Here is a 14,448-nt window from a genome sequence, read left to right as displayed (position 1 = left end):
TCTACTAACTGCATTTATCTCTATGTCATACTGGTAGGAGCGATTATGCAAGAGGCAAATGTTGTGGATATTACCCCGTTTTTAGCGAAGCATCAGTTACCACTGAAGTATCAATACTTAAGTGAGCAGTTTTTTATACCCCTCGCGCACGATATCTTAAGTGCAAAAATAACTGGCCAACCTATGCTAGTGGCTATCAACGGCTGCCAAGGCTCAGGTAAAACAACCCTCGCTGATTTTTTAGTGACCTGGGTTAATAGTAATACCGAATTCAATAGCGTGTCATTATCAATCGATGACTTTTATTTAAGTCGCGATGCTCGCTCTGAGCTTGCTAAAGACGTTCATCCTTTGTTTGCAAGTCGTGGGGTACCAGGGACGCATGATACGCAATTAATGGAGCAAACCTTGTCAGCCTTGTTGGCAGGTAAAGTGGATGTGCCATTACCTCAATTTGATAAGCTAACTGATGATCCAGTGCCAAAAGAGCAATGGCCTAGTAGCCAAAAGCCGATTGATATCGTGTTTTTTGAAGGCTGGTGTGTAGCCAGTACACCGCAGCAACCTTATCAATTACAAACTCCAGTTAATGAATTAGAACAACAAGAAGATGCCGACGGCATTTGGCGCCGTTGTGTCAATAGTTGCTTAGCGAATGAATATCAACATGTATTCGCGATGGCTGATTACACCATTATGTTAAAAGCGCCTTCATTTGAAGATGTGTATGCGTGGCGCTTGGAGCAAGAGCAAAAGTTAATTGCTAAAAAAGGCCAAGGGCAGGGCACCTTTGACGAAGTGAGTTTAAAGCGTTTTATCTCTCATTTTGAACGAATTACGCGTGAAAACTTAGCCACTCTTACGCACAGCGTGGATGCGTTATTATTGCTTGATACCGAGCGTGATATCACCAAGATGGAACTACTGGCTGACCAAATTGCACAACCACTTATTTTTACAGACTTAGACGGCACATTACTTGATCACGATAGTTACGAGTGTGAGGTAATCAAACCTTTTTTGGCAAAGTTGAATGAAAGTGGTGTCAATGTCATTTTTAACACCAGCAAAACTTTTGCTGAAGTTACTGATATTCAAAAAGGTTTAAATCATCATCATCCTTTTATTGTTGAAAATGGCGCGGCCGTTTATATCCCAAAAGACACTTTCAAAGTAAAACCGATTGGCTGTGATGAATATAAAGGTTATTGGCGCTTTGCTATGACACAAAGCACCGATAAATTGCATGAAGATCTTAAGCAATATGCGAGTGATTACAGTCATTGTGTGCGCTTATTTAGCCAATTTAGTGCACCAGAAATAGCCGAGTTAACAGGACTACCTGTTGGTAAAAGTGAACTGGCTTTACAGCGCCAGTACTCAGATCCGGTTTGTTTCTCGGGCAACGATGAAGAAAAGCAAGGCTTGATAGATGCTATGAGCCAAGCAGGCTACGAAGTGCTTGTTGGCGGGCGTTTTATTCATTTAACCAAAGGTAACAATAAAGGTCTTGCACAAAAATGGCTGTTAAATCAGTTTAAAAAAGCCTATCGCAATCCATTTACTGTGATAGCCCTCGGCGACAGTCAAAACGATGTGGCCATGCTAAAAGCGGCCGACACCGCCATTCTAATCAATAATCCTGGCAGCCAGGTGCAATCACAAATATTACAAAAAGCCTGGCAGCTCAGCGAAAAACCAGCCCCAGCAGGTTGGGTTCAAGAAGTTTCTGCGTTAACTATCATCAAAGCGCGTTTTGCAGCAAAACAGGAGCAATCTCATGGCTGATTTTTATCAAAATGGCATTATCACGACCTTACACAATATTGCTGACCGCCCAGTAGAAGAGCTAGAAAAAGAATTATTGGGCTTTTCAAAACAACGCCCAATGGGACTGATTTTACCGTCGCTTTACAGTGAGTTAGAAGGCCCCGCTTTGCAAAGTATTATTGCTGAGCTCAAACATGTGCCTTATTTATCGCAAATTACCATTGGCCTAGATCGCGCCGACGAAAGCCAATATCGCCATGCACTACAGTTTTTTGCTGAGCTTGATCAGCATCATAAAGTACTTTGGAATGATGGCCCGCGTTTACAAGCGCTCGATAAAGAACTCCAAAAACTGGGCGTTGCACCACGAGAGCTAGGTAAAGGTCGCAATGTTTGGTATTGCATGGGTTATAAGTTGGCAACGTCAAAAGTTGAGTCAATTGCGCTTCATGACTGTGATATTTTGACTTACGACAGAGCGCTTTTAGCACGCTTAATTTACCCTGTTGCTCACCCTCGTTTTAACTATGAATTTTGTAAAGGGTTTTACCCGCGCACCGCTGAGGGCAAAATTAATGGCCGCGTGTCACGTTTGCTGGTAACGCCGTTATTGCGCTCATTTAAAACAATTTTAGGTAGTAATGATTATTTAGAATATATGGACTCGTTTCGTTATCCGCTAGCGGGGGAGTTTTCGTTTCGCCGTGATGTACTCAACGATATTCGTATTCCAAGTGATTGGGGCTTAGAAATTGGTGTGCTATCAGAGATGTATCGAAACTACTCGCATAACCGTTTATGTCAGGTCGATATTGCCGATAATTACGATCATAAACACCAAGACCTATCGCTCAGTAATCAAGCAACCGGATTGTCAAAAATGTCGATTGATATCACTAAAGCTTTATTTAGAAAGCTGGCTACACAAGGGGTGACCTTTACAACAGAAACAATTCGCTCATTAAAAGCGACCTATTACCGTATTGCACTCGATTTTATTGAAACCTATCACAACGATGCGCTCATGAATGGCTTAACGCTCGATATTCACCAAGAAGAAAAAGCTGTTGAGATGTTCGCGCAAAATATTATGAATGCGGGTCAGCACTTTCTAGAGTACCCAATGGAAGCCCCCTTTGTGCCGAGCTGGAACCGTGTTGCCTCTGCCATGCCAGATGTGTTTGCGCGCTTAGAAGAAGCCGTAGAGCTTGATAACAAAGATTACATTTAATGGGGAAGGCGCGTGACTTTAGAGCTTTTACAACAACGGGTTATACAGCATTTAACCTGTATCTACGGCGAGGTTGAACTACCAACAACCCTTGAACAACTCGCAAACAGGCTAATCAACACCATGCAAGGTGATGATCCTGTCCGCGACCCGACGCCGCATAAAAACCGTTGGGATGAGCAAGACATGATCTTAATTGCCTACGGTGATTCAATCATTCGTCATGCTAATACGGATGATGCGGTAGCTAAGCCTGAAGAACCGCCTTTGTATACCTTACATCGCTTTGTTAAGAACCAATGTTTGCCTGAACTCAATGCCCTGCATATTTTGCCGTTTTACCCGTATAGCTCAGATGAAGGCTTCGCGGTGATGAACTATGTGCAAGTGAATGAAGCGTTAGGCAGTTGGCAGCATATTCGTGATATTTCGAAGGATGTCAGGTTGATGGCTGATTTAGTGATCAACCATTGTTCAAGTCGAAGTGTTTGGTTTGAAAACTTTATTCAAGGCAAAGAGCCTGGGAAAGGGTATTTTAAAACGGCGAGTCCGAGTGATGATCTTATTCAAGTTGTTCGCCCGCGCACATCGCCTCTTTTACAGGCAGTTGAAACTAAAGATGGTTTGCAACATGTGTGGTGCACCTTTAGTCATGACCAAGTCGACTTTGATTTTGCCAACCCAGATGTGCTTAATGAATTTGTGGGCATTATTCGTCATTACTTAGACAATGGCGTACGTATTTTCCGCCTTGATGCCGTGGCATTTCTATGGAAAAAGCTCAATACCCGCTGCATCAACTTACCTGAAACTCACGAAGTGATTAGGTTGCTTCGCACCCTAATTGAGCATGTTGAACCTAACGTGATCATTATCACAGAAACTAACATACCTAATCGAGAAAACCTGTCGTATTTTGGTAATGCTAACGAAGCACATTGTATTTATAATTTTTCATTGCCACCGCTGTTATTGCACACTTTACTCAGTGGTGACAGCACTGCATTGAAGCATTGGATGATGAGTATGCCGCCAGCCCAGCACGGTACAGCTTACTTTAACTTTATTGGCTCTCACGATGGTATTGGTTTGCGTCCTGTTGAAGGTTTACTTGATCAAGCGCAAATAGCGGAAATGGTCAGCACGACCGCTAAATATGGTGGTAAAGTATCATTACGAACCGCACCAGATGGTACCAATACCCCTTACGAATTGAACATTGCTTTGTTTGATGCATTACAAGGTACGCATCGAGGACCAGACAAATGGGGGGTTGAACGCTTTTTATGTGCGCATGCCATAATGTTTGCGCTTGAAGGTATTCCGGGTCTGTATATTCATAGCTTGTTAGGTACTACTAACGATTACGAGCGTTTTGAAAATAGCCAACATAACCGAGCGATTAACCGCCATCGCTGGCAAGAGTCAGAGCTATTGGCAAAACTTAGTAATGAAAATACTCACCATCGTACCGTGTTTAAAGCAATGAAAAACCTGATGACTATTCGTAAGGCACAGAGCGCATTTCATCCTAATGCGACGCAATACACCTTACATATTAGCGATGGACTATTTGGATTTTGGCGACAAAGTATTAATCGTTCACAGAGCATGTTTTGTATTTATAACATTACTGATGAATCAAAAACCCTTACCTTCGCAGATCTAAATCTGATTGAAACTGAAAGCTGGAAAGATCTGATTTCAGGGCAAGTTATAGAAGAAAACACGCAAAATATAGTGTTGTCACCTTATCAAGCTATTTGGCTAAGTAATAAGTAGTGTTTATAAGCTGTAAATGCCCTTTACAGCTTATTTTTAAAGGCTAGGGGAGGAGTGCTGCTATGGAGAACGGCTCAGAATTCTGCTCAGTTTTACTAAATTTCTTAAAATCTATCGCCAAACTATTGCTATGAATTTGCTCAACGAACGTGACTGTTCTAGCTGTGTGAGGCGTAAAAATAGCAATGTTTTGATGTAGCTCCAAAGGCTGTTGTTGGAATATGTCATATATGTTTACCATTGCTAGAGCACCAAGTGTGACATGCCCTCCGATACAAATGTCGATTTTTTCCGACGCAGCCTTGAGTGGCCAATTAATCGCGCCTACTAAGACTTTATCGCGTATCTTATTGTCATTAAGTGCTCTAATCGCTCCAAGCGCAATCGCATCATTAGCACTCCAAATAATGTTTATTTGTTTTTGGTGATTTAAAAAGCCAGTGCTTTGGCGGTAAGCCTGCGTTGCTGACCAATTGGCAACACTTTGTGCGACCAATTTCGCGTTATTTACTTTTGAAATATAATCAGTTATGCCTTGTTGTCTATCAATAGATGCGTGAGTTGTATAGTCACCATGAATTGCATAAATGTTAGCTTGTCCGTTATTTTTTTCTACGAGCTTTTGAGCTAACAACTTTCCTGCTTGAACATTGTTTGGCACAACACTGCCTGAAATATTAAGCCCTTTATTACTTAAGGCTGCAAGTTCATCATCAGTAGGACGATTTAGTAAAAAGTATATCGGGGTATCAAACTTTGGCAGATCTAATAGTAGTTGGCTGAGTACACTTTTTTCATCCACTAAAATCAGCATATCAGGTTTAGTGTCTATCGCTTCAACAACAAGCGATTTCATTAAAATATGATTACGATTAGCGTACTCAATTGTTAAGTCTATATCTAAATCATCTGCTGCATCGCGCATGAGCTCAGATACTTCAAACCAAAAAGGCCCTGTGGTATTGGTATCGGCGTAACCCGGATTGATAAAAATAACTTTATGCTGTGCTAAAACACTGGGAATGCAAAATAAACAAAATAAGAAAGAAAGGGCCTTTGCCATAAACAACTAAAAACAATACAACAATGAAGTGAGTATAGCGCTTATTGGCAGAAGTTTCGATTAGCTGTTTGGCTTATAAAAAAGGCTGTATAAATTCGTTTCTATCGACCAAAAAGGATATAATTAACGCTAAGTTAGTTTTAATAGGAAGTAGTATGAGAGTTGTTTTGAGTGCCCTTTTTTTAGTTACCTCTTTATCTAGCTTTGCTAAAGGCATCGATTTAGAAGCTAACATGAAGAATATGGGGTTAGCATACAAAAATGCTGTGCAAGCCAGTGAGTTGAGCGAGTTCAACCACGCAATTGATGAGTTTATTCAACTATTAGAGAAAGCAAAAACGGCTGACTTTAAACAGCATCAATCTGCTTCTATTGAGGGTATCGATAAAGTTATCCATAAAGCAGAAGATGCTAAAAGGCTCGCCAATAAGCAGGGAATACTAGCGGCAAAAGTACCATTAAAAGAAATAGATACTTTACGAAAAAAATACCATGAACTTCATGAGCCACCTGGTTTTTGGGAGCTACTATTTGGCAAATAAAAAAAGGTGCCTTTGCACCTTTTTAACGTTTTTTCTTTTTCCCTTGTACGGCTTTAAAGCGTGGGTTTTCTTTGTTAATCACGTACACGCGCCCTTTACGTTTGACGATTTGACACCCAGGTCTATTTTTTGCGCTTTTTAATGAACTTAATACCTTCATTTAATTCTCTTTTTATTTGCTCGCTAAATTTTTAAATCGGCGATTAAATGCGGCAACTCGACCATCACTTGCCACAGCTTTTTGTTTACCAGTATAAAAAGGGTGTGAGTCACTCGATACATCGATAGGCACATAGGGATAGGTCTTGCCTTCAAGCTCTACTGTTCGCGATGTTTTAATTGTTGAACCTATAATAAAGTAGCTATCTGCTGCTGTATCATGAAAGGCGACTTACTGGTAATCAGGGTGTATATTCGGTTTCATTATATAACCTTTTGCTATGTGATAATGTATCAAATGATAAGTGTTCAAACTGGTAAGATCAAGATAAAAATAATTCTTATTTAATATTTGTGGTTTGATTTTAGTCAGTCTGAACAAACTCTGACCACTTGAATTCAAAAAGCTGGCTATTGTTAATAAGGCTGTTATAACTAGGTATGTGTGCTCATATAATAAGAAGGAGTAAGGCAGTGAACGATGAAATTCAAACTGAGCAATTGGACCAAAATGTAATGAATACGCTTCGTGATAAAGATCATTCAACACTTGCGAGCCATGTCGATACTTTAAGCTTCAGTCACAATGAGATAATTGAACTCTTAGCACAGTACCTTGCTCTGGGTGAGCAGGATGATGATGAGCGTTTTGATACTTGGTTTGATAATCTCACTAAAGAGCAGCATACGGTAGTGAAAACCTTTGAAGTGTACCGCGGTCACTATGAGCACTTAGACTAATTTAATAAATAGAAGAGTATAAAACTCCCAATGAGGGCGTGTGTATTATCTATATACATGTTTATAGGTAATCTTGAGCAATTTAGGAAGTACTTATTTACGGTGAATAATTTCCTGTTAAGTTAACTTATTTTAAATCCCTCCTTGAAACTCTAAAATTTGGCCTCAGTGAAGTAAGTAAGCTTATAACGAATTACTTTAAAAGGAGAGGTTATGTCACAACATGTTATTGAAATGCCAGATTTAGGTATTGGTACATTTCGCCTAGAAGGAAAGACAGCTTACAATTCAGTTCAAATGGCGCTTGATATTGGTTTTAGACACATAGATACAGCGCAAATTTATGGTAATGAGGAGCAAGTCGGTAAAGCAATTAAAGACAGCTCTGTGCCCCGCAGTGAAATTTTTATTACTACTAAGGTCTGGAATGACAAACTAAACAAAGCCAAGTTTGTTGATAGTGTTAAACAAAGCCTTGAAAAGCTACAACTAGATTATGTTGATTTATTACTTATTCACTGGCCTTCTCCGAGTAATGGAGAAAAAATGAGTGAATATTTAACTGAGCTCAAAAAAGTAAAAGAACTTGGTTTAGCAAAACACATTGGTGTTTCAAACTTTACCATTGCCAACTTGAAAGAGGCGATGCAAACGCTCGACGCGAGAGAAATTTTCACCAATCAAATTGAAGTTCATCCGTATCTTACCAATACTAAATTGCGCGCTTTTTGTGGACAACATGATATCCATGTTACCGCCTATATGCCGTTTGCCGTAGGTGAAGCCCTCAAAGATGATGTGATATTGGATATAGCGAAAAAACATGACGCTACACCTGCGCAAATCGTACTTGCTTGGGTAAATGCAAATGAGATGACGACAATCCCATCATCAACTAAGCGAGAAAATTTGGCTGATAATTTTGATGATTCAGTGAAACTTGATCATGAAGACATAGATAGAATTAATGCGTTAGACCAAAACAAACGTTTAGCGAACCCTGATTTTGCACCACAGTGGGATCAATAAATAATAAGGTTAAGCCGCCATTTGGCGGCTTTATTTATTTTACAGATAGATCATATTTGCAGACAACTTCTTCAATATATTTGTGACGCAGGGTGTTTTTACCTTCGTTGCCAGTACCGTGACTCAATGCTTTGTTCATAAGTTTTAAAGCTTTGTGAAGTGCTTGGCGCTCATCGACTGTTAAGCCTGTTTTCGTACGAAGTTCGGTAATATCATCAATGAGTAGCTTTGCTACATCAAGTTGCACGGCTTCTTCAATCAACCCATTTTGGGTTAATACCCCATATTTGCTGCATAAAAACTGCTGCCAAACTTGTTGCAAATGTTCGTCAATCTCAGAACCAAATAAGTCTTCATTAAGGGCGTAACCTTGCTCGGCCAGTTTACTAAGTTGAGTCGAATATTGTTGGGCAAAGTGATTGAAGGCTTGGCATGATGATTTTACATCATGTTTAATAATGTGCTGGCCCCAGCTAGACGCACCACGAGGATAAAAGTCTTGATATTCCTCACATTGATAAATACCTGAGTAAGAGCTGCATTCTAATTGGCTTTGTAAGCAGTAACTTGGTTTCGGGAATAGCCCTTTTTGTTGCCAATCAGTTAGTGTTTCTTCATCAATTGATAGTGCATGACAAAGCTCCTCTGTGGTGTAAAAGTAATTAGCCAAAAATTTTGAAAGTTGCATTATCAATTACTCGCAGTAAATACTGTTTATTTGTACAGTGTTTAATTCTGGCTTACCCTAAACATTTTATCAAGTATTTTTATTTATTAGCATGTACTACTCGGAAAATGCCTGTATTTATGTTACAACTAGCGCAAATTTTCCAAACATAAAAATAGTTATGCGCAGCCTAGAAACAATTAAACAAGCAAGTTTGATCACAGCAATTAAAACACCTTATCTCAACAACGGTGATATTGATCTGGCTTGTTACGATGAGCTTGTTGAACAACAAATTTCAGCAGGAGTCGATGGGATTATTGTTGGTGGTACCACAGGTGAAGGCCAACTAATGAATTGGGAAGAGCACTTGATGCTTATTGCACATAGTGTAAGTAAATTTTCAGATCGTCTAGTTATCATAGGTAACACAGGTAGTAATAATACCCGTGAAGCCATTAAAGCTACCGAATATGGCTTTGCAACTGGTATGGATGCAGCACTGCAAATTAATCCATATTATGGTCGTACGTCTATTCTTGGTGTGAAAGAGCACTTTAAACGCTTATTAGATATTGGTCCTGCGTTTATCTATAACGTGGCCGGCCGCACAGGGCAAGACCTTACACCTGATATTATTGAACCACTAGCAGCGCATGAAAATTTTATCGGTGTTAAAGAGTGTGGTGGTAATGAGCGAATTGCTCATTATGAACAACAAGGTATTGCGTGTTGGTCAGGCAATGATGATGAAAGTCATGATGCTCGTCATATCTATAATGCTCATGGTGTTATTTCGGTAACTTCCAACTTAATTCCAGGCTTGTTCCGTCAGTTAATGGATAACAAAAACGATAGTCTTAACACTCAGTTACAGCCGTTAATGCAATGGTTATTCTGTGAACCAAACCCAATTGCTATTAATACCGCTTTAATGATGACTGGTGCAGTAAACAGTGTTTTCCGTTTACCGTATGTGCCGTTAACGCAAGCACAACAAGCGCTTGGACAACACCTAATTAATGAGCTTAATGTTGCTGATATTGTGGGCGATAAAGCTCAACTTTTAAACGAAAAAGGCGTTATCTTACGATAAAACTGAATTGACACTTAATTTTGGTTACAATTAAGTGTCAAAGTTTTACTTTTTTGTGGACAATGGGTAAAATTAGCAATCGATTAGCGCTAAAAGAATAAACGTTTGTGAAATTTGTTGTTAATAATCTGTGTTATTGGGTTGCACCCGGGCAACAAATACCTGAACGATTAGTATCAAGCTCCAGCGAACTTGATTTAAACTGGATCCCTGCCATGCAACGCCGTAGGTTAAGCCCTTACATGAAAATGGCATTGCATACCTTACATAACGCAAAAGCAGAACACACTCAAGTTGCTGTGAATTTTTCATCACGTCATGGTGACTTACCTAAAACAGCTAAGTTACTCAATACCCTCGTTGAACAAGCGCCTTTATCTCCTACTGCGTTTGGGCTAAGTGTGCATAATGCGACCACGGGTATTTTCTCGATAACAGGTCAAAACAAAGCAGCTATGAATGCCATTGCCGGCGGTGCAGAGAGTATCATTGATGCTATTACAGATGGTTATGCCCGCGTCAAATCAGGTCTTGAAAGTCAAATTCTAATCAATCATACAGACAGTGTGCTGCCTGAAGAATATCTTTGCTTTGCTGATGAGTTGCAAGTGGATCATAGTGTCTCGTTTTTGCTTTCAACACAACTTGGTAACGATGCATATTTTGAACTAAACAAGTTATCAAATCATGATGTGTCTCCTCCTAGCGATTGTTTACCATTGAGCGTGCAACTTGCAGATGCGTTTATTCGCAAGGAACCGAAAACAGTGCTTGTACATCAGCAGTCGGCTTGGATGCTTCAATACCATGGCTCTTAACTTATTGGGTAAAGTTTGGCGTATCTTTGCAACTGGGTTTTGTTTTGTTGTATTTGGTATGGGTGGCATAGTTTTAACCTTGCTGGTATTCCCTTTGCAGCGTTGTATTGAGCCCTCAGCCCATAAACAAAAGCAAAAAGCACGTATCACAGTGCATTACACATTTAAGTTTTTTGTTGCTTTGATGCACTACACAGGCGCTATTCATTTTTCTGTGCATGATAGGGCGCGCTTCAAACAACTTAAAGGTCAACTGGTGTTGGCTAATCATCCATCTTTGATTGATGTCGTTGTTCTCATATCAGTGATTAAAAATGCAGATTGTGTCGTTAAGGCACACTTATTTAAAAACCCGTTTATGCGCGGAGTTATAAAGGGCACGGGGTATATTAGTAACGAAGATCCACAAGAGTTACTAGAGGAATGTGCAGCGTCACTTGCATCAGGTAATAATTTGATTATTTTTCCTGAAGGAACGAGAACAACGCCTAATGAACCATTAAAATTCAAACGTGGTGCTGCGAATATTGCAACACGTTGTCGAGCACCCATAACAACAGTAGTGATTAGTATGAAGCCAAGTACACTAACTAAAGACACACCTTGGTATAAAGTCGCTCCCACGAAGGCGTATTTTAAGATGCGCTTTGCTAATCAACAATTTGCATACACAGATTCTTTTAAAGATGAGCAGCCTGCAATGCAAGCGCGACAATTAACCCGTGATTTACAGGATTATTTTACAGAGGAACTCAGGCAACTATGACTGAACTAAAGAACCAAATAAAACAATTAATCATTAGCAGCTTAGACCTTGAAGATATTAGCATTGATGATATCGAGAATGATCAACCGTTATTCGTTGATGGCTTAGGGCTGGACAGTATTGATGCCCTTGAACTTGGTTTAGCTATCAAGAAAGAGTTTAATGTGAAAATTGATGCGAACTCGGAACAAACAAAAGCGCATTTTGCTTCAGTAGATGCACTTGCTGATTTTATTAATCAAAACAAATCGTAATATAGACTTAGAAGTAGGAAAAAGCATGAAAACCGCTGCCGAAATTTACACCGTTTTACAGGGCATTTTAGTCGATGAATTTGAAATCGATGCGGATGAAATTAGCCTTGATGCAAATTTATATCAAGATCTTGACCTTGATAGTATTGATGCTGTTGATTTGGTCGTTAAATTACGCGAAATTACGGGTAAAAAAATTGAGCCAGATGCGTTTAAGCAAGTACGCACAGTGCAAGATGTTGTTAGCGAAGTAGAAAAACTAGTTTCTTAATACAGCAACATGCTTAAAGCAATTACCACTACGTTAATTATCATCGGCTTATCTTTATACCCATTCATTGTGTATTTTGGTTTGCAGCACAGTTCAATTAAGCAGGTTAGTCTAGTACTGATTGCTTTATTAATTTTACGATTGATACTTAGCAAGCGCTTAGCGAATAAAATGCCATGGATAAAACCAGCCTCTTTACTAGCAATTGTGGCGTTAGTGGTAACACAGGTTTTTAATAGCGAATTAGGATTAAAGCTTTATCCTGTGATAATTAACAGCGTCATGGCAGCTACTTTTTTATATTCACTAAAAAAGGGGCCTCCAGTTATAGAGAGTTTAGCGCGGTTAAAGGAAGGTGATCTTGATGAAAACGGTGTACGTTACACGCGTCAAGTGACGAAAGTATGGAGCATATTTTTCCTGCTTAACGCCTCAGTGGCTTTATATACATGTCTATTCACCTCGTTATCAGTGTGGACGCTTTACAATGGTTTAATCGCATACATACTTATCGCTGGTTTAATGCTAGTTGAGTGGTTGATCCGACAAAAGGTAAAAAATAATGTTGGCTAATAACTTACAATTTCACCCAAGCGGTGCTTTTGTTGTTTCAGATAAAATCGTTAACCAGCAGCAGTTTTTTGCTGACATAGCGGCCTTTAAAGCGAAATTACATACGTTAAAAAGTCCATGTCATGTCGTTTTATTTCACCCTGATACTTATCAATTTGCCGTTCGGTTGTTTGCACTTGCTTGTGCTGGGCATAATGTCATTTTACCGCCCAATGGCCAGCCTGAAACATTACGCTTGTTGTTGGCTCAAACCCCGGTATTTGCAGGAGATACTGCAGATTTAGATACGCAGTTTTCTATTACTAATCTTGAGCAGCAAGCGTCTTGCGCGCCTACACCCCTAACTCAGTTACAGTGGCCAACAAACACGGCGGTGATTTTTTATACTTCAGGCTCTTCTGGCCAATCCAAGCCGATTGTTAAGCCATGGCGAGTGTTAAATCGTGAGCTGTCAGTGTTGTCTATGGCCTTTGATTTACAAGGGCAATTTACATTTTTAGCAACGGTGTCACATCAGCATATTTATGGGTTGTTATTTAGGTTGCTTTGGCCCTTGGCAAAAGGGCACATTATTGATAGCACACAAATCCAGTACCCAGAGCACATAGTGCAAAAGCTGAAAAAGACCCAACAAGCCGTGTTAGTTTCCAGCCCCGCACAGCTTGGACGCTTATGCTTAGACAATGTACTGATACCCGAGCGAGCACGCATAAAGTGGCTTTTCTCATCGGGTGGTCCGTTAAATAATCAGCACGCAGAGACGCTTTTTAATCAATTGGCTCGTCCAGTCACACAAGTTTTTGGCAGTACAGAAACGGGCGGCATTGCTTATAGGCAAGTTACTCAAGCAGCGGTTGAGGTTCCATGGCAGCCTTTTAGCGGTAATTATTTATCAATTAATCAAGAAGGCCGTTTAATACTCGACTCTTATATTCTAGAGCAATCTGGCTTTGCGCTAGATGACAGGGCACATGTGCACAGCAATGGCCAATTTAAATTGTTAGGACGTATTGATAGAACCATTAAAATTGAAGAAAAACGCCTAAATTTAGACGACTTAGAAAATTACTTAATAAGTCATACTTGGGTAAAAGAGGCTAAAGTTGTCGTTTTACCCGCGAGAAGAGTACAAATAGGTGCTGTTGTTGTATTAACAGATGATGGAAATAGTGAACGCCTTAAACAAGGGAAACTAATCATAAACCGTACTTTACAAAATTATTTATCTAATCGGTTTGAACGCATATGCCTGCCACGTAAATGGCGCTATATCGATGCGCTTCCTTTTAACAGCCAAGCTAAATTAAGCATCAAAATATTGGAGCAGTACTTTGCCAAGTCTGAATAATGTTACGCCACAGGTGAGCGTTTTATCACAAGCAAAAGATAGCGTCAGCTTAGCGTTAACGATTACGGCTGATTTAGATTATTTTCGTGGACATTTTCCTGATGCGCCTATCTTAGCAGGGGTCGTACAGTTAGATTGGGCCGTTAAATATGCGCAGCAATACCTTGGTTTTGGCTCTTTAGTAAAAAATCTAGAAATATTGAAATTTCAAGTGGTTACTACGCCTGGTATGACGGTTAACTTAAGCCTAGAACGCAATGCAAAAGGCAAATGCTTATTTAGTTATTCCTCAGATAAAGGGCAGCATGCATCTGGCCGAATCGTATTTTGTGATTAAA

17 protein-coding genes and 1 pseudogene are annotated in these 14,448 nt (G+C 39.8%); 14 read left to right on the top strand and 4 right to left on the bottom strand.

Features of this window, described 5'->3' with window-relative positions:
• The first annotated feature begins 45 nt into the window (after positions 1 to 45).
• From L3Q70_RS19075 to L3Q70_RS19065, 3 genes are read left to right on the top strand one after another with little or no spacing between them, the layout of a single operon-like run.
• Entirely contained in the window at positions 46 to 1,788 is a 1,743-nt protein-coding gene (locus L3Q70_RS19075) for an HAD-IIB family hydrolase (RefSeq protein ID WP_062567152.1), read from the top strand.
• The gene (locus L3Q70_RS19070) at positions 1,781 to 3,001 is read left to right on the top strand and encodes a glycosyl transferase (protein ID WP_237115344.1); all 1,221 of its coding nucleotides are present in this window, start codon (positions 1,781 to 1,783) and stop codon (positions 2,999 to 3,001) included. Before L3Q70_RS19075 ends, L3Q70_RS19070 begins: the two co-directional genes overlap by 8 nt.
• Positions 3,002 to 3,013: 12 nt before the next feature.
• Entirely contained in the window at positions 3,014 to 4,783 is a 1,770-nt protein-coding gene (locus L3Q70_RS19065; protein ID WP_237115343.1) for a sugar phosphorylase, read from the top strand.
• 43 nt (positions 4,784 to 4,826) lie between these two features.
• Here the strand turns inward: L3Q70_RS19065 and L3Q70_RS19060 are convergent, their stop codons facing one another.
• The gene (locus tag L3Q70_RS19060) at positions 4,827 to 5,846 is read right to left on the bottom strand and encodes a substrate-binding domain-containing protein (protein WP_237115342.1); all 1,020 of its coding nucleotides are present in this window, start codon (positions 5,844 to 5,846) and stop codon (positions 4,827 to 4,829) included.
• A 155-nt stretch (positions 5,847 to 6,001) separates the two neighbouring features.
• Here L3Q70_RS19060 and L3Q70_RS19055 point away from each other — a divergent pair, with 155 nt between their 5' ends.
• A complete protein-coding gene (locus L3Q70_RS19055; RefSeq protein ID WP_062567148.1) occupies positions 6,002 to 6,388 on the top strand; it encodes a cytochrome b562 in 387 nt (128 codons plus the stop codon).
• Positions 6,389 to 6,410: 22 nt separating this feature from the next.
• Here L3Q70_RS19055 and ykgO read toward each other — a convergent pair whose 3' ends face one another.
• A complete protein-coding gene (gene ykgO / locus L3Q70_RS19050) occupies positions 6,411 to 6,548 on the bottom strand; it encodes a type B 50S ribosomal protein L36 (protein ID WP_062567147.1) in 138 nt (45 codons plus the stop codon).
• Between the two features lie 12 nt (positions 6,549 to 6,560).
• Positions 6,561 to 6,812: pseudogene (locus tag L3Q70_RS19045) on the bottom strand (type B 50S ribosomal protein L31).
• A 209-nt stretch (positions 6,813 to 7,021) separates the two neighbouring features.
• On the opposite strand from L3Q70_RS19045, the gene L3Q70_RS19040 reads away from it, so the two are divergent.
• The gene (locus tag L3Q70_RS19040; RefSeq protein WP_062567145.1) at positions 7,022 to 7,288 is read left to right on the top strand and encodes a hypothetical protein; all 267 of its coding nucleotides are present in this window, start codon (positions 7,022 to 7,024) and stop codon (positions 7,286 to 7,288) included.
• A 213-nt stretch (positions 7,289 to 7,501) separates the two neighbouring features.
• Positions 7,502 to 8,317, top strand: a complete 816-nt coding sequence (dkgB, locus tag L3Q70_RS19035; protein ID WP_237115341.1) for a 2,5-didehydrogluconate reductase DkgB — start codon at positions 7,502 to 7,504, stop codon at positions 8,315 to 8,317.
• Positions 8,318 to 8,351: 34 nt separating this feature from the next.
• Here the strand turns inward: dkgB and L3Q70_RS19030 are convergent, their stop codons facing one another.
• Positions 8,352 to 9,005, bottom strand: coding sequence for a DUF6058 family natural product biosynthesis protein (locus tag L3Q70_RS19030; protein WP_062567143.1), 654 nt, complete (start codon positions 9,003 to 9,005; stop codon positions 8,352 to 8,354).
• 160 nt (positions 9,006 to 9,165) lie between these two features.
• On the opposite strand from L3Q70_RS19030, the gene dapA reads away from it, so the two are divergent.
• The 8 genes from dapA (at position 9,166) to L3Q70_RS18990 (ending at position 14,447) form a co-directional block, all read left to right on the top strand.
• A complete protein-coding gene (gene dapA / locus L3Q70_RS19025; RefSeq protein WP_237115340.1) occupies positions 9,166 to 10,080 on the top strand; it encodes a 4-hydroxy-tetrahydrodipicolinate synthase in 915 nt (304 codons plus the stop codon).
• A 107-nt stretch (positions 10,081 to 10,187) separates the two neighbouring features.
• Positions 10,188 to 10,898, top strand: coding sequence for a beta-ketoacyl synthase chain length factor (locus tag L3Q70_RS19020; protein ID WP_062567141.1), 711 nt, complete (start codon positions 10,188 to 10,190; stop codon positions 10,896 to 10,898).
• The gene (locus L3Q70_RS19015; RefSeq protein WP_237115339.1) at positions 10,888 to 11,664 is read left to right on the top strand and encodes a lysophospholipid acyltransferase family protein; all 777 of its coding nucleotides are present in this window, start codon (positions 10,888 to 10,890) and stop codon (positions 11,662 to 11,664) included. The genes L3Q70_RS19020 and L3Q70_RS19015 overlap by 11 nt, the downstream gene beginning before the upstream one ends.
• Positions 11,661 to 11,918, top strand: coding sequence for a phosphopantetheine-binding protein (locus L3Q70_RS19010; RefSeq protein WP_062567139.1), 258 nt, complete (start codon positions 11,661 to 11,663; stop codon positions 11,916 to 11,918). Before L3Q70_RS19015 ends, L3Q70_RS19010 begins: the two co-directional genes overlap by 4 nt.
• 25 nt (positions 11,919 to 11,943) lie before the next feature.
• A complete protein-coding gene (locus L3Q70_RS19005; protein ID WP_062567138.1) occupies positions 11,944 to 12,189 on the top strand; it encodes an acyl carrier protein in 246 nt (81 codons plus the stop codon).
• Positions 12,190 to 12,198: 9 nt separating this feature from the next.
• The gene (locus L3Q70_RS19000; protein ID WP_062567137.1) at positions 12,199 to 12,762 is read left to right on the top strand and encodes a septation protein IspZ; all 564 of its coding nucleotides are present in this window, start codon (positions 12,199 to 12,201) and stop codon (positions 12,760 to 12,762) included.
• Positions 12,752 to 14,110 carry a class I adenylate-forming enzyme family protein gene (locus L3Q70_RS18995; RefSeq protein ID WP_237115338.1) on the top strand — a complete coding sequence of 453 codons (1,359 nt, stop codon included), beginning with the start codon at positions 12,752 to 12,754 and terminating at the stop codon, positions 14,108 to 14,110. Before L3Q70_RS19000 ends, L3Q70_RS18995 begins: the two co-directional genes overlap by 11 nt.
• The gene (locus tag L3Q70_RS18990) at positions 14,094 to 14,447 is read left to right on the top strand and encodes a thioester dehydrase (protein ID WP_237115337.1); all 354 of its coding nucleotides are present in this window, start codon (positions 14,094 to 14,096) and stop codon (positions 14,445 to 14,447) included. Before L3Q70_RS18995 ends, L3Q70_RS18990 begins: the two co-directional genes overlap by 17 nt.
• The last annotated feature ends 1 nt before the right edge of the window (position 14,448 follow it).

Source organism: Pseudoalteromonas sp. CF6-2 (assembly GCF_021729425.1).
GTDB lineage: Bacteria > Pseudomonadota > Gammaproteobacteria > Enterobacterales > Alteromonadaceae > Pseudoalteromonas > Pseudoalteromonas arabiensis.
Note: the sequence above shows the minus strand (reverse complement) of the source record. Positions and strands in the feature narration are given on the sequence as shown.